26 protein-coding genes are annotated in these 26,580 nt (G+C 53.0%); 15 read left to right on the top strand and 11 right to left on the bottom strand.

Annotated elements, in window-relative coordinates; translation table 11 throughout:
- Positions 1–70 precede the first annotated feature (70 nt).
- Both BM025_RS00975 and BM025_RS00970 read right to left on the bottom strand, forming a co-directional pair.
- Positions 71–607 carry an adenine phosphoribosyltransferase gene (locus tag BM025_RS00975; protein WP_085847343.1) on the bottom strand — a complete coding sequence of 179 codons (537 nt, stop codon included), beginning with the start codon at positions 605–607 and terminating at the stop codon, positions 71–73.
- Between the two features lie 4 nt (positions 608–611).
- The gene (locus BM025_RS00970) at positions 612–1,484 is read right to left on the bottom strand and encodes an S-methyl-5'-thioadenosine phosphorylase (protein WP_085847344.1); all 873 of its coding nucleotides are present in this window, start codon (positions 1,482–1,484) and stop codon (positions 612–614) included.
- 161 nt (positions 1,485–1,645) lie between these two features.
- Here BM025_RS00970 and BM025_RS00965 point away from each other — a divergent pair, with 161 nt between their 5' ends.
- From BM025_RS00965 to BM025_RS00955, 3 genes are all read left to right on the top strand, one after another.
- Positions 1,646–2,791 (top strand): aminodeoxychorismate synthase component I, encoded by a 1,146-nt coding sequence (locus tag BM025_RS00965; RefSeq protein WP_085847569.1) that lies wholly within the window; start codon positions 1,646–1,648, stop codon positions 2,789–2,791.
- A complete protein-coding gene (locus BM025_RS00960; protein WP_085847345.1) occupies positions 2,788–3,423 on the top strand; it encodes an aminotransferase class IV family protein in 636 nt (211 codons plus the stop codon). Before BM025_RS00965 ends, BM025_RS00960 begins: the two co-directional genes overlap by 4 nt.
- 260 nt (positions 3,424–3,683) lie before the next feature.
- Positions 3,684–5,228: a SulP family inorganic anion transporter gene (locus tag BM025_RS00955; RefSeq protein ID WP_170842101.1), complete on the top strand. Its 1,545-nt coding sequence runs from the start codon at positions 3,684–3,686 to the stop codon at positions 5,226–5,228.
- A 108-nt stretch (positions 5,229–5,336) separates the two neighbouring features.
- On the opposite strand, the gene BM025_RS00950 is transcribed toward BM025_RS00955, so the two are convergent.
- A complete protein-coding gene (locus BM025_RS00950) occupies positions 5,337–5,747 on the bottom strand; it encodes a DUF6641 family protein (protein WP_085847347.1) in 411 nt (136 codons plus the stop codon).
- 101 nt (positions 5,748–5,848) lie between these two features.
- Entirely contained in the window at positions 5,849–6,433 is a 585-nt protein-coding gene (locus BM025_RS00945) for a flavin reductase family protein (protein ID WP_085847348.1), read from the bottom strand.
- Between the two features lie 149 nt (positions 6,434–6,582).
- Between BM025_RS00945 and BM025_RS00940 the strand changes: the two genes are divergently transcribed.
- Together BM025_RS00940 and BM025_RS00935 are read left to right on the top strand one after the other, a co-directional pair.
- Complete coding sequence (locus BM025_RS00940) at positions 6,583–7,074, top strand: GNAT family N-acetyltransferase (RefSeq protein WP_085847349.1); 492 nt, start codon at positions 6,583–6,585, stop codon at positions 7,072–7,074.
- 48 nt (positions 7,075–7,122) lie between these two features.
- On the top strand, positions 7,123–7,899 hold the full coding sequence (locus BM025_RS00935) for an EcsC family protein (protein ID WP_085847350.1): 777 nt from the start codon (positions 7,123–7,125) through the stop codon (positions 7,897–7,899).
- Positions 7,900–7,920: 21 nt separating this feature from the next.
- On the opposite strand, the gene ptsP is transcribed toward BM025_RS00935, so the two are convergent.
- The 6 genes from ptsP to BM025_RS00905 all read right to left on the bottom strand — a co-directional run bounded on the left by ptsP (position 7,921) and on the right by BM025_RS00905 (position 14,612).
- A complete protein-coding gene (gene ptsP / locus BM025_RS00930) occupies positions 7,921–10,173 on the bottom strand; it encodes a phosphoenolpyruvate--protein phosphotransferase (protein WP_085847351.1) in 2,253 nt (750 codons plus the stop codon).
- Positions 10,174–10,401: 228 nt separating this feature from the next.
- Positions 10,402–10,596, bottom strand: a complete 195-nt coding sequence (locus BM025_RS00925; RefSeq protein WP_244515375.1) for a DUF6500 family protein — start codon at positions 10,594–10,596, stop codon at positions 10,402–10,404.
- 100 nt (positions 10,597–10,696) lie between these two features.
- Complete coding sequence (locus BM025_RS00920) at positions 10,697–11,932, bottom strand: aspartate kinase (RefSeq protein WP_085847353.1); 1,236 nt, start codon at positions 11,930–11,932, stop codon at positions 10,697–10,699.
- A 158-nt stretch (positions 11,933–12,090) separates the two neighbouring features.
- On the bottom strand, positions 12,091–12,585 hold the full coding sequence (locus BM025_RS00915; protein ID WP_085847354.1) for a DUF1178 family protein: 495 nt from the start codon (positions 12,583–12,585) through the stop codon (positions 12,091–12,093).
- An 89-nt stretch (positions 12,586–12,674) separates the two neighbouring features.
- On the bottom strand, positions 12,675–13,100 hold the full coding sequence (locus BM025_RS00910) for an NUDIX hydrolase (protein ID WP_085847570.1): 426 nt from the start codon (positions 13,098–13,100) through the stop codon (positions 12,675–12,677).
- Between the two features lie 177 nt (positions 13,101–13,277).
- Positions 13,278–14,612, bottom strand: a complete 1,335-nt coding sequence (locus tag BM025_RS00905) for a 3-deoxy-D-manno-octulosonic acid transferase (RefSeq protein WP_085847355.1) — start codon at positions 14,610–14,612, stop codon at positions 13,278–13,280.
- 308 nt (positions 14,613–14,920) lie between these two features.
- Here BM025_RS00905 and BM025_RS00900 point away from each other — a divergent pair, with 308 nt between their 5' ends.
- The 9 genes from BM025_RS00900 to BM025_RS00860 all read left to right on the top strand — a co-directional run bounded on the left by BM025_RS00900 (position 14,921) and on the right by BM025_RS00860 (position 24,441).
- Complete coding sequence (locus BM025_RS00900; protein WP_085847356.1) at positions 14,921–15,688, top strand: SDR family NAD(P)-dependent oxidoreductase; 768 nt, start codon at positions 14,921–14,923, stop codon at positions 15,686–15,688.
- Positions 15,689–15,723: 35 nt separating this feature from the next.
- Positions 15,724–16,515 carry a crotonase/enoyl-CoA hydratase family protein gene (locus tag BM025_RS00895; protein ID WP_085847357.1) on the top strand — a complete coding sequence of 264 codons (792 nt, stop codon included), beginning with the start codon at positions 15,724–15,726 and terminating at the stop codon, positions 16,513–16,515.
- Between the two features lie 121 nt (positions 16,516–16,636).
- The gene (locus BM025_RS00890; RefSeq protein ID WP_085847358.1) at positions 16,637–17,674 is read left to right on the top strand and encodes a TRAP transporter substrate-binding protein; all 1,038 of its coding nucleotides are present in this window, start codon (positions 16,637–16,639) and stop codon (positions 17,672–17,674) included.
- A gap of 50 nt (positions 17,675–17,724) precedes the next feature.
- The gene (locus BM025_RS00885; protein ID WP_244515373.1) at positions 17,725–18,216 is read left to right on the top strand and encodes a TRAP transporter small permease; all 492 of its coding nucleotides are present in this window, start codon (positions 17,725–17,727) and stop codon (positions 18,214–18,216) included.
- A complete protein-coding gene (locus BM025_RS00880; protein ID WP_085847360.1) occupies positions 18,216–19,538 on the top strand; it encodes a TRAP transporter large permease in 1,323 nt (440 codons plus the stop codon). Before BM025_RS00885 ends, BM025_RS00880 begins: the two co-directional genes overlap by 1 nt.
- Before the next feature lie 24 nt (positions 19,539–19,562).
- On the top strand, positions 19,563–20,009 hold the full coding sequence (locus tag BM025_RS00875) for a MarR family winged helix-turn-helix transcriptional regulator (protein ID WP_085847361.1): 447 nt from the start codon (positions 19,563–19,565) through the stop codon (positions 20,007–20,009).
- A 9-nt stretch (positions 20,010–20,018) separates the two neighbouring features.
- A complete protein-coding gene (locus tag BM025_RS00870; protein WP_085847362.1) occupies positions 20,019–21,833 on the top strand; it encodes a feruloyl-CoA synthase in 1,815 nt (604 codons plus the stop codon).
- An 11-nt stretch (positions 21,834–21,844) separates the two neighbouring features.
- The gene (locus BM025_RS00865) at positions 21,845–22,720 is read left to right on the top strand and encodes an amidohydrolase family protein (RefSeq protein ID WP_085847363.1); all 876 of its coding nucleotides are present in this window, start codon (positions 21,845–21,847) and stop codon (positions 22,718–22,720) included.
- A gap of 146 nt (positions 22,721–22,866) precedes the next feature.
- On the top strand, positions 22,867–24,441 hold the full coding sequence (locus BM025_RS00860; RefSeq protein WP_085847364.1) for an acyl-CoA dehydrogenase family protein: 1,575 nt from the start codon (positions 22,867–22,869) through the stop codon (positions 24,439–24,441).
- Here the strand turns inward: BM025_RS00860 and BM025_RS00855 are convergent.
- Positions 24,438–25,301: a helix-turn-helix domain-containing protein gene (locus BM025_RS00855; protein ID WP_085847365.1), complete on the bottom strand. Its 864-nt coding sequence runs from the start codon at positions 25,299–25,301 to the stop codon at positions 24,438–24,440. The two genes, BM025_RS00860 and BM025_RS00855, sit on opposite strands and share 4 nt — an antisense overlap.
- Positions 25,302–25,395: 94 nt before the next feature.
- Between BM025_RS00855 and pobA the strand changes: the two genes are divergently transcribed.
- Entirely contained in the window at positions 25,396–26,565 is a 1,170-nt protein-coding gene (gene pobA, locus BM025_RS00850) for a 4-hydroxybenzoate 3-monooxygenase (RefSeq protein ID WP_085847366.1), read from the top strand.
- Positions 26,566–26,580: the final 15 nt, after the last annotated feature.

Raw genomic sequence — 26,580 nt, 5'->3', positions numbered from 1 at the left:
AACGCCCTGCTGGTAAAAGCAGGGCGTTGATTTATTTAAAGATGGTCAGTGACTTGGCGATGGATCGCGATTACGCCCCGTCGAAATCGCACAGGGTTTTTACATCGTACCCCATGGCTTCCAAACGTTTGCGTCCGCCCAGTTCTGGCAAATCCACAATGAACGCGCAGCTCACGATATCACCACCCAGACGCTCGATCAGTTTGATCCCAGCTTCGGCGGTGCCGCCTGTGGCCAGCAAATCATCAACCACAAGAATTTTCTCGCCTGCCTTGATGGCGTCTTGATGCAATTCAACGGTCGCGGTGCCGTATTCCAATTCATAGTCTTGCGAAATCACTGAGCCGGGCAATTTGCCAGCCTTGCGCACTGGCACAAACCCGACGGACAGTTGGTGCGCCACGGCCCCCCCCAAGATGAACCCGCGTGCTTCAAGTCCCACGACTTTGTCGATTTGCATGCCAACATACGGGGCGAGCATTTGGTCAATCGTCAATCGCATCCCACGTGGATCTGCAAACAAGGTGGTGACATCGCGAAACATAATCCCCTCATGCGGAAAGTCGGGGATGGTGCGGATGTAATCTTTGACGGTTTTGTGTTGCATGTACTTACCCTTTTAGAACACGGCCAGCGACCGCATCAAGCTTGGCCAAAACAGTCGTATCGCGTTTGTCTGGCGCTGTCATAATCGCGTAGTCCAAAGCACGATCACAACCGTGACTGCAAGAGGTATATGCAGATGTCAAAAGTTGGGGCATGGCAGCGACAAGTGATTTCGCGTTGTCGGAATTGGCCCCAAGCGTTGCGATGATGGCGTTGATATCAACCGCGCCGTGCTCTGGATGCCAACTGTCGAAATCCGTGATCATCGCCACGCTGGCATAGCAAATCTCAGCCTCACGGGCGAGTTTTGCCTCGGGCATATTGGTCATGCCGATCACGTCACAGCCCCATGCGCGGTACATTTTACTTTCGGCAATGCTGGAAAATTGCGGGCCTTCCATTGCCAGATAAGTGCCACCTTTGTGAACAGTCACGCCTGTCGCGCGCGCGGCTTCATAAGCCAACCCAGACAGACGTTCACAGACAGGGTGCGCGACAGATACATGGGCAACGCAGCCAGTTCCGAAAAATGACTTTTCCCGCGCAAACGTACGGTCAATGAACTGATCTACAATGACAAAATCACCGGGGGCCATTTCTTCGCGGAACGATCCGCAGGCTGAAACAGACAACAGGTCAGTGACACCAAGGCGTTTCAGGGCATCGATATTGGCACGGTAAGGCACGGTTGTGGGGGAATGGATGTGCCCACGTCCATGGCGCGGCAAGAATGCCATTTTGACACCATCCAAAGTACCAGTGAGAATTTCATCCGACGGATCGCCCCAAGGCGTTTCAATCTTTTGCCATGTCGCATTTTCCAGCCCGTCAATTTCATAGACGCCTGAGCCGCCCATCACACCAATCATTCGTTCCATCGTGCCCTCGCAAAAGTATACGTTTCCCAAAGCCTAGGCGCATATAACAATGGCGAAAAGGGACAATTCGGTTTGTACCCCGATATCTACGCAAGGTGTCCGTTGCAGGCTGGCCCATTGCGGCAAAAGTCAGTAAAAGCGCGACAAACAAGCGAGACGTCATGCGCATACAATTCGATACAGGCCCTCTCGCGGGGGCATCCAAAATAGCGTTGGATATGACCAACGCGCAGGGCACAGTGTTTGACGCACCACTGTCCGAAATCCGTGCGCACTGTGCTGATGACCTGCCCCAAGCCTTTGCCGCGATTGAAGATGCCAAACATAAAGGTCACTGGATTGCGGGCTATATGTCCTATGATCTTGGAGTGTTTTTAGATCCAGCGCTCGCACCTTTACAGCGGGATGACTATGACCTTCCTTTGTTGGAATTTGGTGTGTTTAAGGCGCCTAAAAGTGCATCTGACGTAAATAATGTTGGAAATGTGCAAACATGTTTGACGCCATTGTGGGACTTAGATCACTATAAGTCTGCGTTCTCAAAGGCGAAATCTTATATCAAAGCCGGCGATTGTTATCAGGTCAATTTGACCTTTCCCATTGGCATTGAAAGCGATGCAACGCCGCGCCAATTGTACCAAGCTCTCAAAGTTCGTCAGCCTGTGCGATACGGGGCGTTGGTTGAAACCGATCATCACACATTCTTGTCGCGCTCGCCCGAGCTGTTTTTTAAAACCGATGCCCATGGCCAAATCACCGTGCGCCCAATGAAGGGCACTGCGCCACGGGGACAAGACCCTGTGCAAAATGCTGCGGCCAAAGAGTGGCTTGCGGGGTCTGAAAAAAACCAAGCTGAAAATTTGATGATTGTGGATTTATTGCGCAATGATGTGTCGCGCGTGAGTGAAATTGGCAGCGTCAAAGTGCCATCGCTTTTTGAAATCGAAACCTATGAGACCCTGTTTCAAATGACCTCGACCGTGACAGCGCAACTCTTGCCTGATGTGAATTTTGAAAGCTTGTGCAAGGCGTTGTTTCCTTGCGGCTCGATCACTGGCGCGCCGAAAATCCGCGCAATGCAGATTATCGATGAGTTGGAACAAGCCCCGCGCGGTGCCTATTGCGGTGCAATTGGTTGGATTGCGCCCGATGGTGCGTCTGAGTTTAATGTGGCGATCCGCACGCTTGCCTTTAAAGCGGGGTCAACGACAGGCCAATTGAATGTCGGTGGCGGATTGGTCTATGACAGCGACGCCGAAGACGAGTACAACGAGGCCTTGCTCAAAGCGGAGTTCGCTCGGTTATGACTGATTTTCCCCCACAGTTTCGCGTGATTGAAACGCTCAGATGGTCTGCCAATACAGGTGCTCTGCGGCAAGAACGTCATCTGGCGCGTATGGCGCGCACATGCTGCGATCTTGATCTGCCATTTCCAGAGGCACAACTGTGTGCTTTGCTCGAAAATTTGTATGCTGAACACGATTTGCGTGTGCGTTTGACCGTGGATGCGCAGGGGCAGGGCAGGCTGGAACATTGGCCGCTGGTGCCGACGACTGGCGATTGGACTATCGCAGTTTCAGATCAACGGCTGGACAGTGCCGACCCATGGCTGGCCCGCAAAACCACCAATCGCGCGTTCTATGACACGGCCCGCGCGGCGCTGCCCAAGGGCGTGGATGAGCTGATCTTTCTCAATGAACGCGGTGAGGTTTGCGAGGGCACGATCACCAATGTGTTCGTGCAAAATGGCGATGCGATTTTGACGCCGCCCGTGTCTTGTGGGCTTTTGCCTGGTGTGCTGCGTGCAGAGCTTTTGCAGACAGATCGCGCTTGTGAAGCCGTGTTAACACTGCAAGACATGCGCAGCTCACAGGTGTTATTTTGCGGCAATTCATTGCGCGGGTTGATTCCCGTGCGTCTGATCACTTCTGGTGAATAATCTCAGCACGTGGTCGTGAAAATTCCACCTCTATATATGGTTGTTCTGCTCTGCGGCTTAATCATCGTCTAGCAACACAGCAACAGGTGTGGCGCTTTCCTGTGCCCGCACACGGAGTGTGTGACACCCGAGAAAACCCGTGGTATACGCCGCGCAAACGTACAATCTAAAATTGGGATGAACCCGTGACACAATCGACTCTTGCCGCTTTTGCGGAGAAACTATCGTTGCCAAATTCTGGCAATACGCGCCTGACGCCGATGCAGGCCAAGACGGACATTTTGTCTGGTCTGACGGTGGCTTTGGCTTTGGTGCCCGAAGCTGTGGCCTTTGCTTTTGTTGCGGGGGTTCACCCGCTTGTCGGGCTTTACGCGGCTTTTCTAGTGGGTCTTGTGACGTCACTGATTGGCGGGCGTCCGGGGATGATTTCGGGTGCAACGGGCGCTTTGGCTGTTGTCATGGTGGCTTTGGTCGCGGACCACGGGGTTGAATACCTGTTTGCCACGGTCGTGTTGATGGGCATTTTACAGATATTGGCCGCAGTTTTCCGACTTGGGAAATTCATTCGCCTTGTGCCGCATCCTGTGATGCTTGGCTTTGTAAACGGCTTGGCGATTGTGATTTTCTTGGCACAGATGACCCAGTTTAAGGTTGCGGATGCTGCCGGTAACATGGCGTGGATGCCCACAGGGACGCTGGTCTTGATGTTGGGTCTTGTGGCTTTGACTATGGCTGTTGTTTGGGGCTTGCCTAAGTTCACCAACATTATTCCAGCGCCTTTGGCCGGAATTTTGATCACGGCGGTTGTGGTGATTGTCTTTGATATTCCAGTGCCACGCGTTGGTGATTTGGCATCTATCGAGGGTGGTTTGCCGAAATTCCACGTGCCGATGGTGCCGATGTTTGACAGCATGCCACAATTCTTTGAGGTGATGCATGTGATCTTTCCCTATGCTTTGATTTTGGCCGCGATTGGTCTGATCGAAAGCCTTTTGACGCTCAATCTTGTGGGTGAAATGAAGGGCGAACGCGGCGGCGTGACCCAAGAATGTTTTGCCCAAGGTGTGGCCAATGTGATCACGGGTTTCTTTGGCGGCATGGGCGGTTGTGCGATGATCGGACAATCTATGATCAACGTGAAATCTGGTGGACGCACGCGTCTAGCGGGCTTTGCAGCTGCGATCTTTTTGCTGTTGTTCATCGTTGTTGCGTCGCCTCTGATCGAGACCATTCCATTGGCCGCTTTGGTTGGTGTGATGTTCATGGTTGTGATTGGCACATTCGCTTGGAATTCATTCAAGGTAATGCGCAAAGTGCCTCGCATTGATGCTTTCGTCATCGTGCTTGTGACTGTTGTGACCGTGCTGGAAGACCTCGCGATTGCTGTGGTTGTGGGGGTGATTGTGTCGGCTTTGGCCTATGCATGGCAAAACGCATCGCGCATTCATGCCAAGGTATCTGAGACCCCTGAGGGTGCGAAAGTCTACGGCATTCAAGGGCCGCTGTTCTTTGGGTCAGCCGAAGGATTTGGTGAATTGTTTGATGTTGCGAACGATCCAAGCACTGTGATTGTGGATTTTGCTGACAGTCGCGTGGCCGACCAATCGGCGCTGAACGCAATCGAAGGTATCGCAGCCAAATACGAGGCTGCTGGCAAAGAAATCCAATTGCGTCATCTAAGCCATGATTGCCACCGTTTGCTGACCAAAGCGGGTCACTTGATGGTCGATAGTGATGATGATCCTGACTATGAAATCGCTACGGATTACGCGGTCCGCACTGGAATTTTGGCTGGCGGTCACTAAAACGCAGGCATAGAAAATGCGAAAGGCCTCCCAAATTGGGGGGCCTTTTTACGTATTGATCATACTGTTTCACAAAAGATCGAGCGGCGTTTTTAAATCAAACAGGCCTCAGTCGCGTTTGGCATTTACGACGTTCTCAATCGCGCGGTCAAGTTCCCCCGCTTGGACAGCTTTGATGACCGTTCGGTAAATCTCGGGCAGGTGCTCCAACGCGCTCACTTCGATAGAGGTCCCGCGCATGTCGATGACAAGCGCTTCACGGTTGAACCTAATCATAGTGAACACACTGCCATCGGATGTTGTTTTCCACCAGATGCGCGGTTTCACTGCGACGATGCTGTGCCCACGCTTACGCTTGAGTTCCATCGGTTTCTGCGCGAGAGCCAGTGTTGCCAGTTCGATTTGTTCTTCGATGTTGGCGATCAGTTTTTTACGCCGGTATTCAACCGTATCGGGTTTACGACGTTGGCGGGCTGAAATAATCCGGTTTGAAACGTCCAGTTGCGCTAAAATACTCATTCTATGTCTCCTAGCCCATACGAGCATTTTTTATTATATTGGTGTCAGCATTGCTGTGGCATTGCGCTGCGCAAAGCCAATGTCAGCCAAGCGGCGTGGGTTTAATCATCGGGCCGTTTCAGTTCGAACAGCTTGGTCACTTGCGCGTAATCTCGATACCCAAGGCGCGACAAAAGCTGTGCTGTGACCACATCAAAGCGCCCGTCGACAATGCAATCTTCGCGCATGTGCACGCCCGTGACTTCGCCAAAAACGGCATGGTTGTCTATGCCTGCCAGGCGGATGATCTGCGTGACTTTGCATTCCAGTGTCGCCGGCGCATCTGCCACACGCGCGCAGGCTATGGTTTCGCACTCAAGCTTAGAGATGCCCGCATGGGCGAATTCATCAACGTCATGCGCAACAGCTTGTGACGATTTGTTCATCACATCGGCCATCGGCGCGCCGACCAGATTGACGGCAAACACCCCCGTGGATTCAATGTTGTTCAAACTGTCTTTACGTCCCGCCGATGAAAACATCACCTGAGGAGGCACATAGGCGACCGCGTTGAAAAACGAATAGGGCGCAAGGTTGTCGGTGCCATCTGCGCTGCGCGAGGAAATCCAACCAATCGGGCGTGGCGACACGATGGCGTTGAAAGGATTGTGGGGCAGGGTATGGCCGTCTTGGGGGCGATAAAACATTATGGGTCTCATTTTGTGCGATTTGAAACACGCGTCTTGGTGTGCGTGATGCGTTGCCCCTTACCTAGTGCCGTGATAGCAAAAATTCGAGCAAAATATGACATTGCGCATGAGGCCTTTGAAAAGGACGGCGCAAACGGGGGGTTTGGGTGTATAAACTCGACATCGAACATGCCGATGACCTGCAGGAGGTCGAAGGCCTATACGACACTTGCTTTGCGCCTGGGCGCGAAGCTTTGTCGTCGTACCGCTTGCGTGATGGCGTCCCTAAGGTTGTCGATCTGTGCCTTGTAGCACGCGACCAACTGGGCATTGTGTCGGCCGCTATTCGGTACTGGCCAGTTCATATTGGGCCACAAAAGATAACATCTTTGCTGCTTGGGCCAATCGCTGTGCACCCAACTCGTCAGGGCGAGGGCTTGGGCGGGCTGTTGATGCAAGAGAGTATGGAGCGGGCGCGTGGGCTGCGATGGGACCGTGTGATGTTGGTGGGTGATGCGCCTTATTATCAACGGTTTGGGTTCCAAAAACTGCGCGGAGTGGAAATGCCACCGCCAACTAACCCTGATCGTGTATTGGGCGTGGAATTGACGGACGGCGCATGGAATGGCGTGTCTGGCACTGTGCAACGCAGTATTTGATCGCACAGCGCCCTTGGCAAATGCCGCTGTCTTCCCCACATTGGATTTATGAAACATAAATCGCCGATTTTGTATGACGCAGGAGCCGCTGTTTTGCAGGCCCCTACACCCCAAGCCATTCGGGCCCTTGCCGCACGTTTAAAGCGCGCCAACAATCCGGGCATGCAACTGCTTAATATGGTGGGCAACACCGCCGATGGTTTGTTTGGAAAACTGCCCGCGCCGATCAAAACTCAACTGGAAACGGTGACGCTGTCTGCGCTTGAACTTGCATTTTCAGGTGCTGCTCGGTCGCGTAAAAACGGGTTTGAAGGTGGCGGTTGGCTGTCAAAAGCGATCTCATCAGGGCTTGGTGCCGTGGGCGGGATCGGTGGATTACCGACCGCTTTGGCTGAATTGCCTGTGACCACAACAATCTTGTTGCACGCGATCCAAGCGGTGGCTGTAGAGCACGGGTTTGACCCCGAGAGGTCTGATATTCGCAAGGCTTGCATCAATGTTTTTGCCGCCGCAGGGCCGCTGGATGATGATGACGGGGCCGATTTGGGATTTTTAGCGGCCCGTACATCACTGACAGGCGCAACGCTCAATGGCATTATCGCGCGTGTTGCGCCGCGTCTGTCTATTGTGTTGGGGCAAAAGCTGGCGGCGCAGACCGTGCCTGTGCTTGGTGCTGTGGCTGGGGCCGCGACCAACTATGCCTACACCGCATATTACCAAGATATGGCGCATGTGACCTTTGGGATGCTGCGTTTGTCTGAGGACAGCGGCGAAAGCTATGAGACGCTTAAAGACATGCTGCGCGCCGAAATCGCGTCATCATAACCACATAGGCCCACGTTTGGATTAGGGCGTGACGCCGTTATCAACCATATAGGCCGCAATTTCTGTGCGCACGGATTGATCACCACGTTTAGCTGCCGCATTGATGATTTCTGCGATATCGTCCAAATTGACTTGGCGGAGCACATTTTTGATTGGTCCGATAGATGCGGGTCGCATGGACAGCGACATCAGTCCCATCGCAGCGAAACACACCGCTTCCAGTGGACGCCCCGCATCTTCGCCACAAAACGACACAGGCGTGCCATGCGCATCGCAGCGTTCGACGATTTGGCGAATAAAGCTAAGGAATGAGATATTCAGCGTGTCATAGCGCTTGCGTACACGTTCATTTTCGCGGTCTGCGGCAAAAAAGAACTGCTTTAGATCGTTGCCGCCAATTGAAATAAAGTCTGCTTCCATGAAAAACTGGTCGGGCGCAAAAGCCAGCGATGGCGTCTCTAGCATTGCGCCGACTTCGACCGATGTTGGCAAAACGTGGCCCAGCCGCTTTTCATTCTCAATCTCTGCATCCACCATCGCGCGCGCTGCTCGGAACTCTTCGAACTGCGCAATGAATGGGAACATGACAGTCAAAGGTCGGCCAGCGCAGGCACGGATCAACGCTTGCAGCTGCATACGCATCACGCCGCGTTTATCCAAACCCACACGGATTGCACGCCAGCCCATTGCGGGGTTGGGTTCGTCTTGGGGCTTCATATAGGGCAGGACTTTGTCTGACCCGATATCGAGCGTGCGAAAGGCCACGCGTTTGCCACGCGCCGCGTCCATGACGCTGCTGTATAGCGTTGCAAGCTCGCCGCGTTTTGGCACTGAATTGCGGATCAAAAACTGTAGCTCTGTGCGAAAAAGCCCGACACCGTCAGCGCCAGAGGACGCAAGCGATGGCAGATCTGCCATAAGGCCAGCGTTCATGTGCAGTGCAATGGTTTTACCACAAGGCGTGGTGGCTTTTTTACCGACCAAGTCAATATAGGCTTTGCTGGCTTCTGTTTGCATCGCGATTTTATCACGAAAGGCCGCTGCAACACTGTCTTCGGGGCGTAGATGTACAAGACCTTGGTCGCCATCGAGCAAAATTGCATCGCCGTTGAGTGCTTCAGTTGTGATTTTACTTGCGTGAATGATCAGCGGAATGGCCAGCGCACGCGCCACGATTGCGGCGTGTGATCCGACCGAGCCCTGCTCTAAAACAATCCCGCGCAGGGATTTGCCATATTCCAGCAGCTCACCGGGACCAATGTTGCGGGCGACCAAAATGGGGTCGTCTGGCATCTCTGCGCCGGTGTCCGCGCCTTGGCCTGTTAAAAGACGCAGCATTCTGTTGGACAAATCGTCCAAGTCATGCAGCCGTTCGCGCAGATAGGCATCGGGAACTTTGGACATGCGGGTGCGGGCGGCTGATTGTTCTTTTTCCACCGCCGCTTCTGCCGACAGTCCGCCACTGATGTCTTCTTCCATGCGGCGCATCCAGCTGCGCGAATTGGCAAACATGCGGTAGGCTTCTAAAACCTCGCGTTGATCTTTTTCTTTGGTTTCGACGTCTGACAACATGTCATCGACTGAAATACGCAGCGTGTTGACGGCCTCTTGCAGGCGCGCCAATTCCACATCAGGATCATCAGCCACAGGATTTGTCACAACAACGCGGGGCTCGTGCAGATAAACATGGCCCTCTGCGACGCCTTCTTGGCCTGTTGCACCGCGGAACATCACAGGGTTTTGGTGCAACGCGCCAAGCGCGGATTCTTCGCCAATGAAAGCCCCAAGTTCGGTCATTTCGGCCAAAACCATCGCGACAACTTCAAGCGCGTAAATTTCGTCATTGGAAAATTCGCGGGCTTCTTTGGATTGGACCACAAGAACACCAAGCGTATCACCAAGGCGTTGGATCGGCAGCCCAAGGAACGAAGAATAAATCTCTTCGCCAGTCTCAGGCATGTACCGAAATCCCTTGGCAGAAGGGGCGTCGGCTGTGTTGACGGTGCGCCGCGTGCGCGCGACAGAGCCAACAAGCCCTTCACCAATGCGCAACCGCGTTTGGTGGACCGCTTCGGCGTTCAAGCCCTCGGTGGCGCAAAGCTCTAGCGTTTCACTGTCACGAAACAAGTAAATTGAGCACACTTCCGTGCGCATAGAATCGGCGATGAGATTTGTGATGCGATCCAGTCGTGCTTGCCCCGCGCCGTCTTCGGCGAGTGTGTCTCTGAGGCGACCAAGCAGTTTTCGACTTTCGCTTTCGCGGCTTTCCGACATGTCTACCTGCCCGTTCAAAGTTTGCCTGTTTCAGGCGTTTCATTCATTAGAGCATAGATAGGGGGCTTGCCTATAGAAAAACAAGCAAAAGGGCTGTGTCTTTTCGTGTTTGAGCGAAAAAACCGCATAAAAACCGTATCTTGGTGCTGCATATGCAAGTTGATGCCTTTGCAGTTGCAGCATTTGTGGCTTTGGTTTTCAAGGCACGCAACAGAGATGCCGTTTGGATTATGTGGCTTTTAGGGCCATGTCGCGGATTTTCACTGCCTTTTCAAAATGATCCAACTGGTGGGTTTCAATCCACCATGTGGCCGCTTCCATCAACAGTGCAGGGTCATCGTTTTTATTGGCAAAAAACGCGTAAAATGACAGGCCTGCGGTGTCGCCTTTGGCCGCGATCTTAGCATCGCACACTGTAATCATTTTCTGTCTCAAGCTGTCGCGCATGTTTTGCCCTTTTCAAATTAAAAAGCCCCCGCACCGGATCGGGCAGAGGCTTAATTTTTAGTGCACGTCGCGTGACTTAAGCTTTTTCAAGCTCGAAAGCGTCGTGCAGCGCTTGCACGGCCAGCTCTGTGTATTTGCGATCAACCAAAACTGAAACTTTGATTTCTGAGGTGGCGATAACTTTGATATTGATGCCTTCGTCAGACAGCGTTTTAAACATCTTGGCCGCTACGCCAGATTGGGACCGCATGCCGATGCCAACAAGTGAAATTTTCGCGACGTTTTTGTCAGACACGAGCGCTTCAAAGTTCACGTCACCGCGTTCTTTGGCTGCTGCCAACGCGGCTTCTGCACGGGCGACTTGGTCAACAGGGCAAGAAAAGGTCATATCGGTGCGACCCTCTTCTGAGATGTTTTGAATGATCATGTCGACGTTGACGCCGCCCTCGGCCAGTGGGCCAAAGATGGCTGCAGCGATGCCGGGGCGATCTGCGACAGACACGAGCGTCATTTTGGCTTCATCGCGTGAGGCTGCGACGCCGGAGACTGCATTGTTTTCCACGATATCCTCCTCGGCACAAATCAATGTACCAGCATTGGGGTCATATTCTTCAAAAGACGAGAGCACGCGCAGTTTCACTTTAAACCGCATGGCCAATTCAACAGAGCGGGTTTGCAAAACCTTAGCGCCCAAAGATGCAAGTTCCAGCATTTCCTCAAAGGACACCTTTTCCAGCTTGCGCGCTTTGTCGGTGATGCGCGGGTCGGTGGTGTAGACGCCGTCCACATCTGTGTAGATGTCACAACGGATCGCGTCAAAGGCGGCAGCAAAGGCCACAGCCGTCGTGTCAGACCCGCCGCGCCCAAGCGTGGTGATGCGGCCTTCGTTTGAGAGGCCTTGGAAGCCCGCGACAACCGCGACTTTCATGCCTTCGCCAAACTTGTCATTGATGTTGGTTGTTGGGATATCATCAATGCGCGCCGCGCCGTGCGCTGACGACGTTTTGAGCGGCACTTGCCAGCCTTGCCAACTGCGTGCAGGGATATCCATCTCTTGCAGCGTCAGCGCCATTAGGCCTGCCGTGACATTTTCACCGGATGACACGATGGCATCGTATTCACGCGCATCGAACATCGGAGAGGTTTCATTGACATAGCCAACAAGTTTGTTTGTCTCGCCAGACATGGCTGAGACAACAACAATCACGTCGTTGCCGTTGGCAACTTCGCGGCTGACCCGTTTTGCCGCACGTTTGATGCGATCGAGCGTGGCGACAGAAGTGCCGCCAAATTTCATTACGAGAACTGGCATCTGTGGCCTTCTCCCCCGTCTGGAATAATCACGGTGTGGTAGGATGCATTTGGGCAAAGTGCAAGAGAGGCCATAGCTAGATTGCACTGTGAGTTGCGAAAATATATGCCTGCGCCGCAAATTATATGGCGTTTGATGTGTTGAGCCGCTTTGTGTCGTCAGTTGAGCTTGCGTCTGGGCATGAATGGCAGCGGCAAAATAGCGACGCCTTCGTCAATCAGGGCTTTTGCATCTTCGAGTTTGGCTTCGCCGTAAATGGACCGCGCAGGGGCTTCGCCATCATTCATCGCGCGGGCTTGTTTGGTGAAGTCTGTTCCGACGTAGTCAGAGTTTTTCTCGATATGGTCCCGTATCTTCGACAGGGATACATCTGTATGTGCTGCCTTATGTGCATCAACGGCTTGTGGTTCTGTCTGCTGTGACGCGCGCGTTGCAGGCACGGCTGGTTCTGTGCGTTCATCGGGAATTTCAGACGTATTTGTCTTGCGTGCCGTGCTCACTTGGGGGGCCATAAGCGATTTGGTGATTTGCGTCTCACCGCATTCCGGGCACGACAATTGCCCCGCGCTGTGCAGTGTTTCAAATGCGCTCGCAGATTTAAACCAGCTTTCGAAGCTGTGGTCTTTGCGACATTTCAAGGTGTATCGGATCATGTGGGGCACTGCTTTTAAAGGTCTGAGAGCGGCTTTAGTTGGTGATATACAAATGTAGTCTATTTCATAAAAAACAACATAGGCTTGTGTTATAGGCGCATCAGACGCGGATCGAAGTGGCGTAGAATTTGTGCAAGCTCGGGTTCATCCGCCAATTGTGCCGCTTTGCGTGGAGACGCCCATTTGCGTTTTCGTTGACCTTTTTCAGGATACTCTTGCAATACCTTTTCAGCCTTGAGCGGAAACAAAGCGACCATGCAGGGCAAAGGGTCTTCGCTTGTGCGTGGGTATTTGGTGTAGCTGTACAGGCCGATGCAAATGGAACTGGCTTTGCCAACCACGCCCGCTTCTTCAAACGCTTCGGTTGAGGCGGCTTTGGCGGGCGTTTGGCCTTCCATGGGCCAACCTTTGGGAACGATCCATCTTTTGCTGCGACGTGTTTGCACCAGCAAGACTTCCACTTTGTCTTTACGGATACGCCAGCACAACGCGCCGAATTGGGTTCTGACACCCATTTTTGTTGCGCCTAAAAGACGCAATGGGCGTTGTTTGGTCGGTATGGCGTTCACGTCATCTGCTCCGGCACCCTTTTTCACATCTTTTCAAAAACCTAACAAATCGCATCTGTTTAGCAAACGACTTTTGCGTAAATAATAGATTACGAGGTACATTTTTTAAATGTGTCGTTCTTTTTAATGGCTCAACGTTTTGCGATTTTGCACAGCATGATCAACCGAGTTCCAAAAGGCGGTTGTTGCAGTTTCAGAGGTGCGGATCTGGGCCAAGGCATGGCTTGCGGCCAAAGTCAGTGCCGCTGCCTCATTCGGGGCAAGCAAAAGCGCGTCCAGCGTTGTTGCTAGGTCGGCAGCGTTGCGCACTTTGATCGCGCCTCCGGCCTGCGCCAAAGCGTCAAAGGCGGTCGCGTGATTGGATACATAGGGGCCGTGCAAAATGACCGAGCCAAATTGCGCGGGCTCAAATGGAGTGTGTCCACCATGATCCACCAATGATCCTCCGACAAAGGTGAAACCCGCGACAGCATACCAAAGCGCCATTTCACCCAAGGTGTCAGCCAAATAAACAGAGGCGCCCATCGGTGTGTCCCCCGCACTGCGCCGCGCGACGCTCAGGCCGCGCGCTGTGGTCAATTCTGCGATTGCAGCTGCGCGTACAGGGTGTCTTGGCGCGATTACCAGTTTTAAATCAGGATGGTTTTTTTGCAGTTGGGCAAAGCAGTCCAGCACGCTTTCGTCTTCGCCGTCATGGGTGGACGCCGCCAAAATAGTACGGTCTTTGTGAAATGTGGCGCGCAGCACAGCAGCGTCAGCGGGGGGCGCAGTGGTCGCATCCACGCCGCTTTTGAGATTCATCAGCGGCAAAAGGCATTTAGGATCAAGCCCCAAATCCACCAAACGCTCTTGTGATGCTGTGTCTTGCGGCGCGAGGGCTGTGATCGCGTTCCATGTCAGTTTTGTCACGCCGCGCAGGGCAGGGGCGTATTTGTGCCAAACCTGTGCAGTTTTTGCAGACATGCGTGCCCCGACGATGATCACGGGAATACCGTTTTTGGCGCATTGGGTGAACCTGTTGGGCCAAATTTCATTTTCAATCGTAAGCAACAGATCAGGTTGCGTGCAGGCGATGAAATGATGAACCGTGCGTTTCAAATCGATCGGGGCCAGTCTAACGGTGACGCGGTCCATATCCCACTCCCGCACCAGTTTACGGGCACTTACACTGTTTACGGTGACGATGATGTGCAGACTTGGATCACGGTTCAGCGCCTGTTCGATCAGCGCACGGCCCGCGGTTAATTCCCCGTTTGAAGCGCCGTGAACCCAAAAAGTGGGGCCTGGAAAGATGACTGTTGATCCCAGTCCCGCACCAAAGCGTTCTTTTAAATTCGCGAGCGTTTCTTTACCGCGCAGGATTTGGCGCAGCGCGAGCAAGGCAGCCAAAGGGGCGGCTAAGGTTAAAAGAAGGCGATATAGGTACACGAGGTTGGTCCGCACAGTTTCGGTGAGCATTGCTCTACGCGGGCCAGCCTGAGTTTGGCAAGGGGAAGTGCGTTTTGCGCCTCAGCTAAAGGGGCTTGATCTGTGGGGAAGACTAGTTTGGAATCGTGCGTGCCGCGTATTGATTTGTGCGTTTTGGTTCTGTGGTGGAACTTTAAAATATTATGACGCTGTATGAAGTTATAGATTTAGATGATTTAAGTATCTGTTTATATTGTTTTATTTATGTATGCATTCTGCAAAAGACTTGCTGAGTTAATTGTTCATTGACAGAACAGTATTGCTAACTGCATTCTGCATCCCAAATGGGAGGGGAATCCATGCAGGTCAATAAAGCCGTCGCACTTGTCACAGGTGCCGGAAGTGGTTTGGGCGCAGCGACTGCACGTCGTTTGGCGTCGCAAGGCGCGCGTGTTGCCGTTTTGGATGTATCCCTTGAGGCTGCGCAGAGCGTAGCGAATGACATCGGTGGTCTGGCGCTTGCGGCTGATGTGTCGAATGCGGATCAGGTCGAAGCAGCATTTGCTGCGGCGCATGATGCGCTTGGCTCAGCCCCGTCGATTGTGGTGTCTTGCGCTGGGATCGGCACGGCCACACGCATTTTGCCCCGCGATGGCACGCTGACTATCGATGCGTTTGATCGCACTGTGCGCGTCAATTTGATCGGCACTTATACCGTTTTGAATATCGCAGCACGCGCAATGGCCAAGCTTGACCCGCAAGGCGATGATGGTGCGCGCGGGGTGATCATCAACACCGCCTCTGTCGCGATTGAAGATGGCCAAATTGGTCAATCCGCCTATGCCGCGTCCAAAGGTGGCGTGGCGTCAATGACCTTGCCCGCCGCGCGCGAGTTGGCACGCTTTGGCATTCGCGTGATGACCATCGCACCGGGGTTGTTTGAAACCGCCATGAGTGCGGGGTTGCCCGATGAAGCGAAAGCGCAAATCTTAACCAATGTCCCTTTCCCAAATCGTATGGGCGCGCCCGATGAATATGCGCAACTTGTTCAAAGCATTGTTGAGAACCCGATGCTCAACGGTACTGTGATCCGCATTGATGCGGCCACGCGGATGCCGATCAAATAAACGCCGATACCAAAAGCAAGAAAGACCCAAGTCTTATGTCAGATACTGCCGCGCCGACCGCCCAAGCCAACATGCTTTTGATCGATATCGATGGCCCTATTGCCACGCTCACGATGAACCGTCCCGATAAACGCAATGCGATGTGCGATGAACTTTTGAATGAAATCGAAGCGTTTTTTGCCAAGCCCCCTGAAGACGTACGTGTGGTGGTCTTGACGGGCACTGCGGGGCATTATTGCTCTGGGCTTGATCTGTCAGAACACAAAGCGCGCAACGCCGAAGGCACGCTGCGCCATTCTCGCAATTGGCATCGCGTGATGGATATGATCCAGTTTTCCGGCTTGCCTGTGGTCTCTGCAATGTTTGGCGCTGTGATCGGTGGCGGGCTTGAACTTGCCGCGTCCACCCATGTGCGCATCGCGGAAGAGGGCACAATTTTCCAACTGCCCGAAGGCATGCGCGGTATTTTTGTCGGCGGTGGCGCAACCGTGCGCATTGGACGTATTATGGGCGCGGACCGCATGGGCGAGATGATGTTAACAGGCCGCAAATATAACGCGGAACAAGGGCTTGATTTGGGGCTCACACACTATAGCGTAAGCACGGGAGAGGCGCTGCCTTTGGCACGCAAACTGGCTGAAGGCATCGCGAAAAATGCTAGTCTGTCGAACTATATGATGATCCAAGCAATCAGCCGGATTTCAGATATGTCTCGCGCAGATGGTCTGTTTACAGAAAGTCTGTGTGCGGCTGTGTCGCAAACCAGCGAAGATGCTGCTGAGGGCCTGAATGCCTTTTTGGAAAAACGCAGACCGGTTTTCCGGTAGGCATATGAAAGACTTGTCGTGCTGGGAGGCACCACGAGAAAAGACTGATGTGTGCGTAACTTCGCCAACAATATTGCGTTTTGCACACCACATCAGATTGAAATTTTAGGGAGGACGACCAATGACAACTTTAACACGCCGCGCCGCTATGGCCACAATGGGGGCCGCTTTGGCGACACCTGCATTCTTGAAACAAGCAAACGCTGCTGAGCAAACTTTGCGGGTTCACCATTTTTTGCCACCCCAAGCGCCTATGGGCAAATTCTTTGACACATGGGCTGCGGAACTTGTAGAGGCGTCCAGCGGGGCACTCGATGTGCAAGTGTTCCCAGCGATGCAACTTGGCGGCAAGCCAGGTCAACTTGCAGACCAAGCCCGCCAAGGTATCTGCGACATTTCATGGACCTTGCCCGCCTACACAACTGGTCGGTATTTGGTGGCTGAAACTTTAGGCCTGCCTTTCATGGTGACCAACGCTGAAAAAACATCTGTTGTGATGCACAAGATCATGGATGAATTCGGTGAGGGTGAATACAAGGGTTTGAAAACGCTTGCGTTCCACACGCACGATGGCGGCAAGATGCACACAACCAAAGCGCCAGTTTTGTCTGCGGCTGATCTTGTCGGCACAAAAATGCGCGCGCCAAACCAAGGCACTGGCGATCTTTTGGCTGCCCTTGGCGCAGAGCCTGTGTTTTTCCCTGTGTCTGACATGGTCGTTGGTCTGACCAATGGCGTGATTGATGGCTGCTGTTTGCCCTTTGAAGTTGTGCCTGCGTACAAACTTCAAGAACTGACCAGTTTCTCATCCGAAGCGGCGCCCGGCGCGCGCGGCATCTACACCAACCCGTTTGCAATCGTCATGAACGAAAAAACATACGAGGGCATGAGCGACGATCTGCGCGGTGTGATTGATGCGCATTCCGGTATCGAACTGTCACAGCGTGTTGGTAAAACATTCGACGGCGCAGAAGCTTTTGGTCGTTCAGTTGTTGAAAAGAACGGTAACGAAATTCACCAGATCCCAGCCGATGAAATCGCGCGCTGGTCTGAGGTGGCGAAACCGATCCATGAAGCTTGGGCAACAACACTCAATGATGCAGGGCACGATGGGCAAGCCATTTTGAACCGTATCAACGAACTGCTTGACGCGGGCTAAATATGACAGAGCAGGCGCAACACACAGTGGTGCAGGGAGGGGCAACCTTCGTGCACCGCGGGCTACGTACACTTTGCCTTGTCAGTGCTGGCATCGGGGGGGCTACGATTTTCGTAGCCTCACTGGTGGTGGCCTATTCCGTGGTGATGAGGAACCTCGGATTTGGCGGCGTACGTGGGGATTTCGAACTCGTTGAATTGGTCTGTGTGACCTGCGCCTCGCTTTTCTTACCTTTGTGTCAATTGAACAAAGGCCACGTCATGGTTGATTTGTTCACGCTGCGTTTGTCGCAGTCGACGCAAAAACGCATCGATGGATTCTGGACGCTGTGCTTTGCTGCTGTTTGGGCTGTGTTGTGCTGGCGCCTGATCATCGGCCTTGGACATATTTACGAATACGGGGACCGAACCATGTTGCTGAAAGCCTCAGTTTGGTGGGCGTTTGTGCCTGCTGTCTTTGGCACTGGGTTGTCCTCAATTGTCGCATTGATCACGGGGCTACCGATGATCAGCCCGATTTTTCGCGCTTTGGAGGCGACATAATGGATGCTTTTACAATCGCGACTTTGATGGTCGTCGTGCTTTTGTTGCTCATCTTTTTGCGCATGCCTATCGCTTTGGGCATGGGGGTTATTGGCGCTGTCGGCTACATTCTTTTGTCGAGCACACAAGGCTTGCTGGCCTATCTCAATGGCGCGTGGGTCGATAAATTCATGTCGTATGAATTTGCCATCGTTCCACTGTTTATTCTGATGGGCCACATCGCCACGCGCTCTGGCATTTCAGCGTCTTTGTTTTCCGCCTCGAACGCTTGGATCGGCCATTTGCGCGGCGGATTGGCGATGGCATCGGTTGCGGGGTGTGCGATGTTTGGGGCAATCTCAGGATCGTCTTTGGCTACGGCATCGACAATGGCGCGCGTGGCACTGCCCGAGATGCGCAAAGCTGGATATTCTGGCGCTTTGTCAGCAGGGTCTTTGGCGGCTGGCGGGACGCTTGGGATTTTGATACCGCCCTCTATTGTGTTGATTATATATGCTCTTTTGACTGAGCAAAACATCGTAAAGCTGTTTTTGGCAGCGACGATCCCAGGGCTTTTGGCCGTGGCTGGCTTCTTTATCGCCATCGCGATTTATGTGCGTGTGTTCCCCAATGAGGCCCCCAGACAAGCCAAAGCTCCGCTGTCTGTGCGCCTTAAATCTTTGGGACAAATCTGGCACATTGTTTTGATTTTTGTGGTCGTTTTGGGCGGCATCTATGGCGGGTTTTTCACCCCGGCCGAAGGGGCTTCTGTCGGTGTTGTCATGACTCTACTTGTGGGGTTTGGCACGCGCAAACTAGGCCTGCGGGGCCTTGTGGATTGCTTGATCGACACAGCTGCGTCTTCTGCGATGATCTTTGCCATCGTCTTTGGCGCGGACATTTTCAATGTGGCTTTGGCGCTCAGCCGGATGCCCATAGAAGTGGCGGATTTTTTCAGCAGTGTAGATATCGCACCGATGTGGATCATGTTGGCAATGGTGGCATTCTACTTGGTTATGGGCTGCGTCATGGACAGTCTGTCGATGATTTTGCTGACCGTCCCTGTGTTTTTTCCAACCATCATGGCGCTTGATTTTGGACTTATGCCAGAACAACAAGCGATGTGGTTTGGCATTATTACGCTTGTGGTGGTGGAAATGGGGTTGATCACACCGCCTGTGGGCATGAATTTATTCGTGATCTCGTCCATGGCCAAAGACATTCCGACCAGCCAAATCTTTCGCGGGGCCACCCCTTTTATCATCGCGGAATTCTGCCGCATTGCGCTTTTGGTGAGCTTCCCAGTTCTGAGCTTTTGGCTCGTCGATTTGGTCGCCAACTAGCACATTCTCAACAAGGACGTTCCCATGGCCCATGAAATGACAGATCTCAATCTGCGCCAATTTGCAGGTTACAATTTGAAACGGGTCTATCTTTTGGTCCATGCGGATTTGATGAAATCGCTTGAGCCTTTGGGCCTGCGCACAATGACATTCTCGGCGCTTAACGTGGTCGCCGAGAACCCCAATTTGACCCAATCACAACTGGCACAGACGTTAAAAATTGAACGCTCTGGTGTGGTGGTTTTGGTCGATGAATTGGAAAACACAGACCTGATTTCGCGCAATCGGGTTGAAGGCGATAGGCGGTCATACGCGCTGCACACAACGCCCGAAGGTGCGGCACTTTTGGCCAAAGCCAACCAAGTGGTGCACGCCCACGAAGACAAAATATTTTCGGATTTAAGCCAGAATGAACGCGATACATTGCGTGGCCTTTTGGGGCGGATCGATACACCTAAAACGCAAACCTAAGGGTGACATATGATTGACCAAACAACAGGCCTGAATTTGGTCCCGCATGCTGTTGAGGCGACGAAATCCGCAGACCACATCATTTTGAAAAGCCGCCATCCCTTGGATGCTGTCGTGGAAAACACAGGCGTTTGGTTGCACAAATGGGCACACGAGGCCCCTGATCGCGTGTTCTTGGCTGAACGCAGCGGTGATGGGTGGCGCGAATTGACCTATGCGCAGGTGTTGGCAGCCGTTCGTGGTATCGCATCCAGTTTGGCCGCACGTGGCATGGGGCCAGATACGCCGATTGTGATAATGTCTGGCAACTCTGTCGATCACGCGCTTTTGTCGCTGGGCGCACAATATGCCGGCGTGCCGACATCGCCCTTGGCCGAACAATATTCACTGATCACCGAGGCCCATGGCCGTTTGATTTACGTGCTCGATAAAATCAAACCCGCGATGGCCTTTGTGGATGATGCCGCACGTTATGCCACAGCGATTGGTTTGCCCAATCTGGACGGTGTGGAAATTGTCGCCAGCCAAACTGACGGTGCCCTCCGTGATGTGACAGCTTTTTCTGATTTGTTGAAAGGTGACGCATCCGTCGATGTGGACGCAGTTCATGCCAAGGTCACGCCTGACACGCTGGCAAAAATCTTGTTCACCTCGGGGTCATCATCCGATCCCAAAGGCGTTTTGACCACGCAAAAGATGATGTGCGTCAACCAAGCGCAAATGGCGTCAGTACTGCCCTTTCTCAAAGAGCGCCCACCAGTGATCAACGACTGGCTGCCATGGAACCACGTGTTCGGTGGCTCGCATAACGTCAACATGATGCTCGCCCATGGTGGCACCTTCTACATTGATGACGGAAAACCTACCAAAAAGGGCTTTGCGCGCACGGTGGAAAATATCATGTCGCGTCCCGGCACTTTGGCATTCAATGTGCCTGTGGGATTTGCAATGCTTGCTGCGGAAATGGACACCAATACAGAGCTGCGCAAAGCTTATATGAGCGATCTCGATATGTTGTTCTACGCTGGCGCGTCCCTGCCGCAAGATGTTTGGACATCTCTGGAACGGGCCGCGATGCAAGAACGCGGGCGTTTGCCTTTGATGATTTCCTCGTGGGGGATGACCGAAACCGCGCCTGCGACTGTGATGCTGCACGAACCCATCGGACGCTCTGGTGTGATTGGCGTGCCTCTTCCGGGGACTGAAATTAAGCTTTTGCCAGATGATGAAATGCGCTGCGAGTTGCGGGTCAAAGGGCACAACATCATGAAAAGCTATTATGGAGATCCGGTGAAAACTGCAGAAGCTTTTGATGATGATGGCTTTTTGATCACGGGCGATGCGGTCAAGTTTGTTGACGTGAATGATGTCGACCGTGGTCTGGTGTTTGATGGTCGCGTGTCAGAGGACTTCAAATTGTTAACGGGCACTTGGGTACAGGCGGGCAAGCTGCGTCTTGATGCTTTGGATGTTTTGCAGGGTTTGGTGCAAGACGTGGTGATTTGCGGTCATGACCGTGATCAAATTGGTCTGCTTATTTTTCCTCGCCCCACGCAGGTTCACGGTGACAACTCCTCGAACGGTGCAGTGATTGACGCGCAATTGCACGCCCAAATTGATGAACGTTTGCGAGCACTTGCCAGTACATCCTCAGGCTCTGCCAAGCGTATTTCACGTGCCATAATCTTATCTGAAGCACCTTCGCTGAAAGACCACGAGATCACCGACAAAGGGTCGTTGAATGTGCGCAAAATTATCACGCGTCGCGCTGATTTGATCGAACGTTTGTACGACAACGAAGATCCCGCGTTGATCCGGATTTAAGGAATAAAACTATGGTAGATTTTTCAAAAGTACGTGCCATCGACTTTCATACCCACGCCGAAGAGGCCTGTGGATGTCACGCGGATGATGGTTATGACGCGTTGCAAAGCACGATGGCAAAGTACTTTGGCGCGCCTTGGGCGCACCCGCCGACCATCGATGAAACCGCTGCGCATTACCGTGAGATGAATATCGCTGCGGTGATCTTTCCTGTCGATTCCGAGCGCGAAACGGGCTATCGCCGCTATGACAATTATGAGGTCGCTGACGCTTGCGCCAAGAACGATGACATCTTGATCCCCTTCGCCTCTATCGATCCGCACAAAGGCAAAATGGGCGCCCGTGAAGCACGTGATTTGGTCGAAAATCACGGCGTCCAAGGCTTTAAGTTCCACCCAACCATGCAAGGGTTCTACCCTAATGATCGCATGGCCTACGATCTGTACGAAGCCATAGCTGAAACGGGCAAACCCGCGCTATTTCACACCGGTCAAACAGGCGTTGGGGCGGGCATGCGCGGCGGTAATGGGATGCGCCTTAAGTATTCTAACCCTATGTATATAGACGATATTTGCGTCGATTTCCCCGACATGCCTATCGTGCTCGCACATCCAAGTTTCCCGTGGCAAGAAGAAGCACTTTCAATCGCCACTCATAAGCCAAACGTCTATATCGACCTGTCAGGTTGGTCGCCAAAATACTTCCCGCCGATCTTGATCCGCTACGCCAATACGATGCTGAAAAAGAAAATGTTGTTCGGATCTGATTGGCCGATGATTGCACCCGAAAAATGGCTCAATGCGTTTGATCAAGCAGAGTTTCGCGACGACGTACGCCCGCTCATTTTGAAAGAAAACGCCATGCGGTTGCTGGGTGTGTCTGCCTGACATTAACCCCAAAACTAGCGTCTGATATCTATCGGTTTTCTGTCGGGCCAGCGTCGGCAGTCTGTCAGCTTTGTGTATGGCTCCTGTCACGTTTCCACCCGTTTTCTGCGCAGAATTTTCGCCCCTTTCGTCTAAAAGGATATGCAATGACTCCGTTCAAATCCCCGAGTGCTGACATTATTTGGTCTTTGGTTCATGTGGCTGAGGCAGCGCGGATCGATCAGTTTGATGGCGATATGACGGGTGAAATTCTTGCGCACTTTGCAAGCTTTGCCGAGGGCGTTTTGGCCCCCATTGACGCACAAGGCGATGCACAAGGGTGTCGTTTGCAAGATGGCAAAGTCTTGATGCCCGATGGTTATAAAGACGCATTTGCACAACTGGTCGAAGGCGGGTGGCAAGGCCTGACCGCGCCTGAAAAATTCGGAGGCCTGCAGATGGATACGCTGACGGCAGCAGCTGTGTCTGAAGTGTTTTCTGGCGGTAATCACGCGCTGCAAATGGTCTGCAATCTTGTGCCTGGTGCTATTTCAACCCTGTTAAAATTTGGCAGTGAGACGCAGCAAAACGACTGGATTCCGCGCCTTGCATCGGGGGATGTGCTGTCGACCATGTGCTTGACAGAATCTGGCGCAGGGTCGGATTTGTCACGCATCCGCACCAAAGCGGTGGCCGATGGTGCGACTTGGAAAATTCACGGTGAAAAGATATTTATCTCTGGTGGAGATCAAGACCTATCGAGCGGTATTTTGCATCTGGTTTTGGCCCGCACGGGTGACGTGTCTGACGGGGTCAAGGGACTGTCATTGTTCTTGTGTCCCAGCGATGTCGGGGGCACTAAAAATGCCATCACGGTCACGCGGATCGAAGAAAAATTGGGCCTGCACGCATCGCCCACATGTCAGATGTCATTTGACGGGGCGCAGGCAGAATTGATCGGCGCGCAGGGGGCGGGCCTAAAGGCCATGTTTACCATGATGAACCACGCGCGTTTGGACGTGGCATTGCAAGGTGTGGCCCACGCCGCGCGTGCCCATGATATTGCCGCAACCTATGCGAAAGAACGCAAGCAAGGGCGCACATCTGAGGGGCATGACGCCGTATTGAGCGACCATGCTGATGTTATTCGGATGCTGGAAACCCAAGACAGTCTTGCACTTGGGGCGCGGGCGATGGCGCATGTTGCGATAGTCGAATTGGCGCTGGGGGCACGCCCAGAGTTGGTCGATTTTTTAACGCCGATTTGCAAAGTCTTTTGCACTGAAGCAGGGATCACATCTGCGGATTTAGGACTGCAAGTGCTTGGGGGATATGGATATCTCACCGAATACCGTGTGTCGCAAACATGGCGCGATGCCCGCATCGCATCCATTTATGAAGGCGCCAATGGCATTCATGCTGCGGGTTTGGTGACGCGAGGATTGCGCGCGCAAGGCGGTGCTGGTGCCGATGCATTTGAATGTTTGATCGGCGAACTTGGTCAGACAGTCGAGCTGCACAAACTGACCCAGACATGGAAAAATGCACGAGCCACAGTTGAGGCCGCTGATGACCCAACCTTGTTTGGGTATGAGTTTATGGCACTGACAGCCGAGTTGTTTTTTCGCGCTGTTTGGGTGCGTATGTCCGAAGTTGCACAGCAATCAGGTGATGCTGATCGGATTGACCGTTTGGCGTCGCGGGTTGCGCGGCGTCCTTTGCCTGTTGCTTTGCCGTTTTAATCGGCGGCGCTGGTTTGGGTCAAAAATCGAGCGCGATAGGCGCTTGGTGTCATGCCGCAGACCTTGCGAAAGCGGCGTGAAAAATAGGGCGGATCATTGTAGCCCAATCGGTAGCCCACCTCTGCCACCGACAGGCGCGTGAATGCCAGCAGGCGGCTGGCTTCGGTCATCACGGTTGTTTCAATATATGCCGACACTGATTTCCCTGTGGTTTGTCGGCAAATGCGGCTTAGATGGCCCGTTGTGATCGACAATGCGCTGGCGAAATCACTGGGCCGCCAGCCATCGTTGAGGTGGCGTTGCAGGAGCATGTTGAACTGTTCCAATGTTTGATGCCCTGCTGAGAGCGTTGTGGATTTTGCGCTTATTTCGGCAACTTCGGTTAAAATGGCATGGCTGAGCGCCACAAGCCTTTGGGTGCGAAATGTACCAGAGGTGTCAAAACAGGTTGCAAGCTGAACAAGCAACTGTGCCATGGGTTTCGGAACCTGTCCCATGCTGGGGGTTGATAAAAGCTGTGTCAGCGCGGGGGTGCGCGGCGCAAGTGAGGTCAAGACCGGTAGGGGAAATGAGAGAACAAGTCCCTCAGTCCCGCGTGTGAAGTCGAAACCGTGTACGATTTTATCAGGTATATATAGGAATTCATGGGCTGAAAGGGTTAGCGTTGTACCATCGATTTGCACCGAGGCAGCGCCGCTTTCGATTTGAAATATTTGCGCCATTTGGTCGTGTCGATGAGGGGATATGACCCAATCTGTCAGTCCTGCACGGGCGTGAATGCGCTCGCAATGTACCACATCGGGAAAGCTGCCTTGTTCCCCAAATAGGGTGAAAACGGGGATAGGTTTTGGAATGTTCATGCATGATTAGTACCATTTATTGCTTTGCGCGTCCATTCCTTAGGCGCTGAGATGCGCATAAAGTGGGATTTACGCACCGAGGGAAGAGAGAGTTATGAAAACGCAAGTCGCAGTCATCGGCGGTGGTCCATCTGGGCTGCTGTTGTCGCAATTGTTGAACAAAAATGGCATCGAGACTGTCGTTTTGGAACGCGCAAGCCGTAAACATGTGTTGTCGCGTATTCGTGCCGGAATGTTGGAATGGGGCACCGTTGAATTGCTGCGTGAAGCGGGTGTTGGCGCGCGGATGGATGCGCAAGGTTACCCGCATGATGGGTGCTATTTGTCGGATGATGACGAGATTGTGCACATTGATTTTCATGCGCTGACTGGCAAACAGGTGATGGTGTACGGCCAAACCGAGGTCACCACCGATCTTTACGCGGCCCAAGACGCCATGGGCACGACGATCATTCATGGCGTTGAGGACGTGGAAATCTACGATTTGCACGAGGCGGAATCTTATGTGGACTACACGCTCGACGGGGTGCGTCACCGTGTGACGTGCGCTTATGTTGCTGGCTGTGATGGGTTTCACGGGGTGTCGCGCAAAACCATTCCTGCCGATGTGCGCCAAGAGTTTGAGCGGGTCTATCCCTTTGGTTGGCTTGGGATTTTATCTGAAACGCCGCCAATTGCCGATGAGTTGATTTACGCCAATTCCAAGCACGGATTTGCACTTGCGTCGATGCGCAACGAAAATCTTGTGCGCCATTATGTACAAGTGCCGCTGACCGATAAGGTCGAAGATTGGAGCGACGCACGCTTTTGGACAGAGTTCAAAAAACGCCTGCCTACGCATGTTGCGGACAAAGTTGTCATGGCACCGTCCATTGAAAAATCCATCGCTCCGTTGCGCTCTTTCGTGTCTGAGCCTTTGAAATGGGGCAATCTATTTTTGGTCGGGGACGCTGCCCATATTGTGCCGCCAACCGGTGCTAAGGGACTGAATTTGGCGGTGTCGGATGTGCATTATTTGAAAGACGCGCTGATCAAAGTGTTTAAAGAAAATGATCTCAGCGGCATCGATGGTTATTCGGAAAAGGCGCTTGAGCGGATTTGGAAAGCCATGCGATTTAGCTGGCAGATGACCACAATGATGCATCAGTTTGATGGCGAAGACAGCTTTGCCGCGCAGATGCGCAAAGCGACTTTTAGCCACCTGAAAACATCGGAAACCGCGCGACGAGATTTGGCGCAAAACTATATTGGTTTGCCGTTCTGATGGGGCAGTTTTGAA

Origin of the sequence: Pacificibacter marinus, assembly GCF_900109555.1 — a bacterium.
Classification (GTDB): domain Bacteria; phylum Pseudomonadota; class Alphaproteobacteria; order Rhodobacterales; family Rhodobacteraceae; genus Celeribacter; species Celeribacter marinus_C.
The sequence above is the reverse complement of the archived record's forward strand: the minus strand, read 5'-3'. Positions and strand labels throughout refer to the sequence as shown.

What these genes read in the sequence shown, in the direction of transcription:
- ptsP (WP_085847351.1), bottom strand. Translation starts at nt 10,173, where the DNA reads ATGTCGGAAAGCCGCGAAAGCGAAAGTCGAAAACTGCTTGGTCGCCTC.
- BM025_RS00890 (WP_085847358.1), top strand. Translation starts at nt 16,637, where the DNA reads ATGACAACTTTAACACGCCGCGCCGCTATGGCCACAATGGGGGCCGCT.
- BM025_RS00865 (WP_085847363.1), top strand. Translation starts at nt 21,845, where the DNA reads ATGGTAGATTTTTCAAAAGTACGTGCCATCGACTTTCATACCCACGCC.
- BM025_RS00880 (WP_085847360.1), top strand. Translation starts at nt 18,216, where the DNA reads ATGGATGCTTTTACAATCGCGACTTTGATGGTCGTCGTGCTTTTGTTG.
- BM025_RS00975 (WP_085847343.1), bottom strand. Translation starts at nt 607, where the DNA reads ATGCAACACAAAACCGTCAAAGATTACATCCGCACCATCCCCGACTTT.
- BM025_RS00860 (WP_085847364.1), top strand. Translation starts at nt 22,867, where the DNA reads ATGACTCCGTTCAAATCCCCGAGTGCTGACATTATTTGGTCTTTGGTT.
- BM025_RS00900 (WP_085847356.1), top strand. Translation starts at nt 14,921, where the DNA reads ATGCAGGTCAATAAAGCCGTCGCACTTGTCACAGGTGCCGGAAGTGGT.
- BM025_RS00855 (WP_085847365.1), bottom strand. Translation starts at nt 25,301, where the DNA reads ATGAACATTCCAAAACCTATCCCCGTTTTCACCCTATTTGGGGAACAA.
- BM025_RS00875 (WP_085847361.1), top strand. Translation starts at nt 19,563, where the DNA reads ATGGCCCATGAAATGACAGATCTCAATCTGCGCCAATTTGCAGGTTAC.
- BM025_RS00955 (WP_170842101.1), top strand. Translation starts at nt 3,684, where the DNA reads ATGCAGGCCAAGACGGACATTTTGTCTGGTCTGACGGTGGCTTTGGCT.
- BM025_RS00925 (WP_244515375.1), bottom strand. Translation starts at nt 10,596, where the DNA reads ATGATTACAGTGTGCGATGCTAAGATCGCGGCCAAAGGCGACACCGCA.
- BM025_RS00970 (WP_085847344.1), bottom strand. Translation starts at nt 1,484, where the DNA reads ATGGAACGAATGATTGGTGTGATGGGCGGCTCAGGCGTCTATGAAATT.
- BM025_RS00915 (WP_085847354.1), bottom strand. Translation starts at nt 12,585, where the DNA reads ATGATCCGATACACCTTGAAATGTCGCAAAGACCACAGCTTCGAAAGC.
- pobA (WP_085847366.1), top strand. Translation starts at nt 25,396, where the DNA reads ATGAAAACGCAAGTCGCAGTCATCGGCGGTGGTCCATCTGGGCTGCTG.
- BM025_RS00910 (WP_085847570.1), bottom strand. Translation starts at nt 13,100, where the DNA reads ATGGGTGTCAGAACCCAATTCGGCGCGTTGTGCTGGCGTATCCGTAAA.
- BM025_RS00895 (WP_085847357.1), top strand. Translation starts at nt 15,724, where the DNA reads ATGTCAGATACTGCCGCGCCGACCGCCCAAGCCAACATGCTTTTGATC.
- BM025_RS00870 (WP_085847362.1), top strand. Translation starts at nt 20,019, where the DNA reads ATGATTGACCAAACAACAGGCCTGAATTTGGTCCCGCATGCTGTTGAG.
- BM025_RS00935 (WP_085847350.1), top strand. Translation starts at nt 7,123, where the DNA reads ATGAAACATAAATCGCCGATTTTGTATGACGCAGGAGCCGCTGTTTTG.
- BM025_RS00960 (WP_085847345.1), top strand. Translation starts at nt 2,788, where the DNA reads ATGACTGATTTTCCCCCACAGTTTCGCGTGATTGAAACGCTCAGATGG.
- BM025_RS00920 (WP_085847353.1), bottom strand. Translation starts at nt 11,932, where the DNA reads ATGCCAGTTCTCGTAATGAAATTTGGCGGCACTTCTGTCGCCACGCTC.
- BM025_RS00945 (WP_085847348.1), bottom strand. Translation starts at nt 6,433, where the DNA reads ATGTTTTATCGCCCCCAAGACGGCCATACCCTGCCCCACAATCCTTTC.
- BM025_RS00905 (WP_085847355.1), bottom strand. Translation starts at nt 14,612, where the DNA reads ATGCTCACCGAAACTGTGCGGACCAACCTCGTGTACCTATATCGCCTT.
- BM025_RS00950 (WP_085847347.1), bottom strand. Translation starts at nt 5,747, where the DNA reads ATGAGTATTTTAGCGCAACTGGACGTTTCAAACCGGATTATTTCAGCC.
- BM025_RS00965 (WP_085847569.1), top strand. Translation starts at nt 1,646, where the DNA reads ATGCGCATACAATTCGATACAGGCCCTCTCGCGGGGGCATCCAAAATA.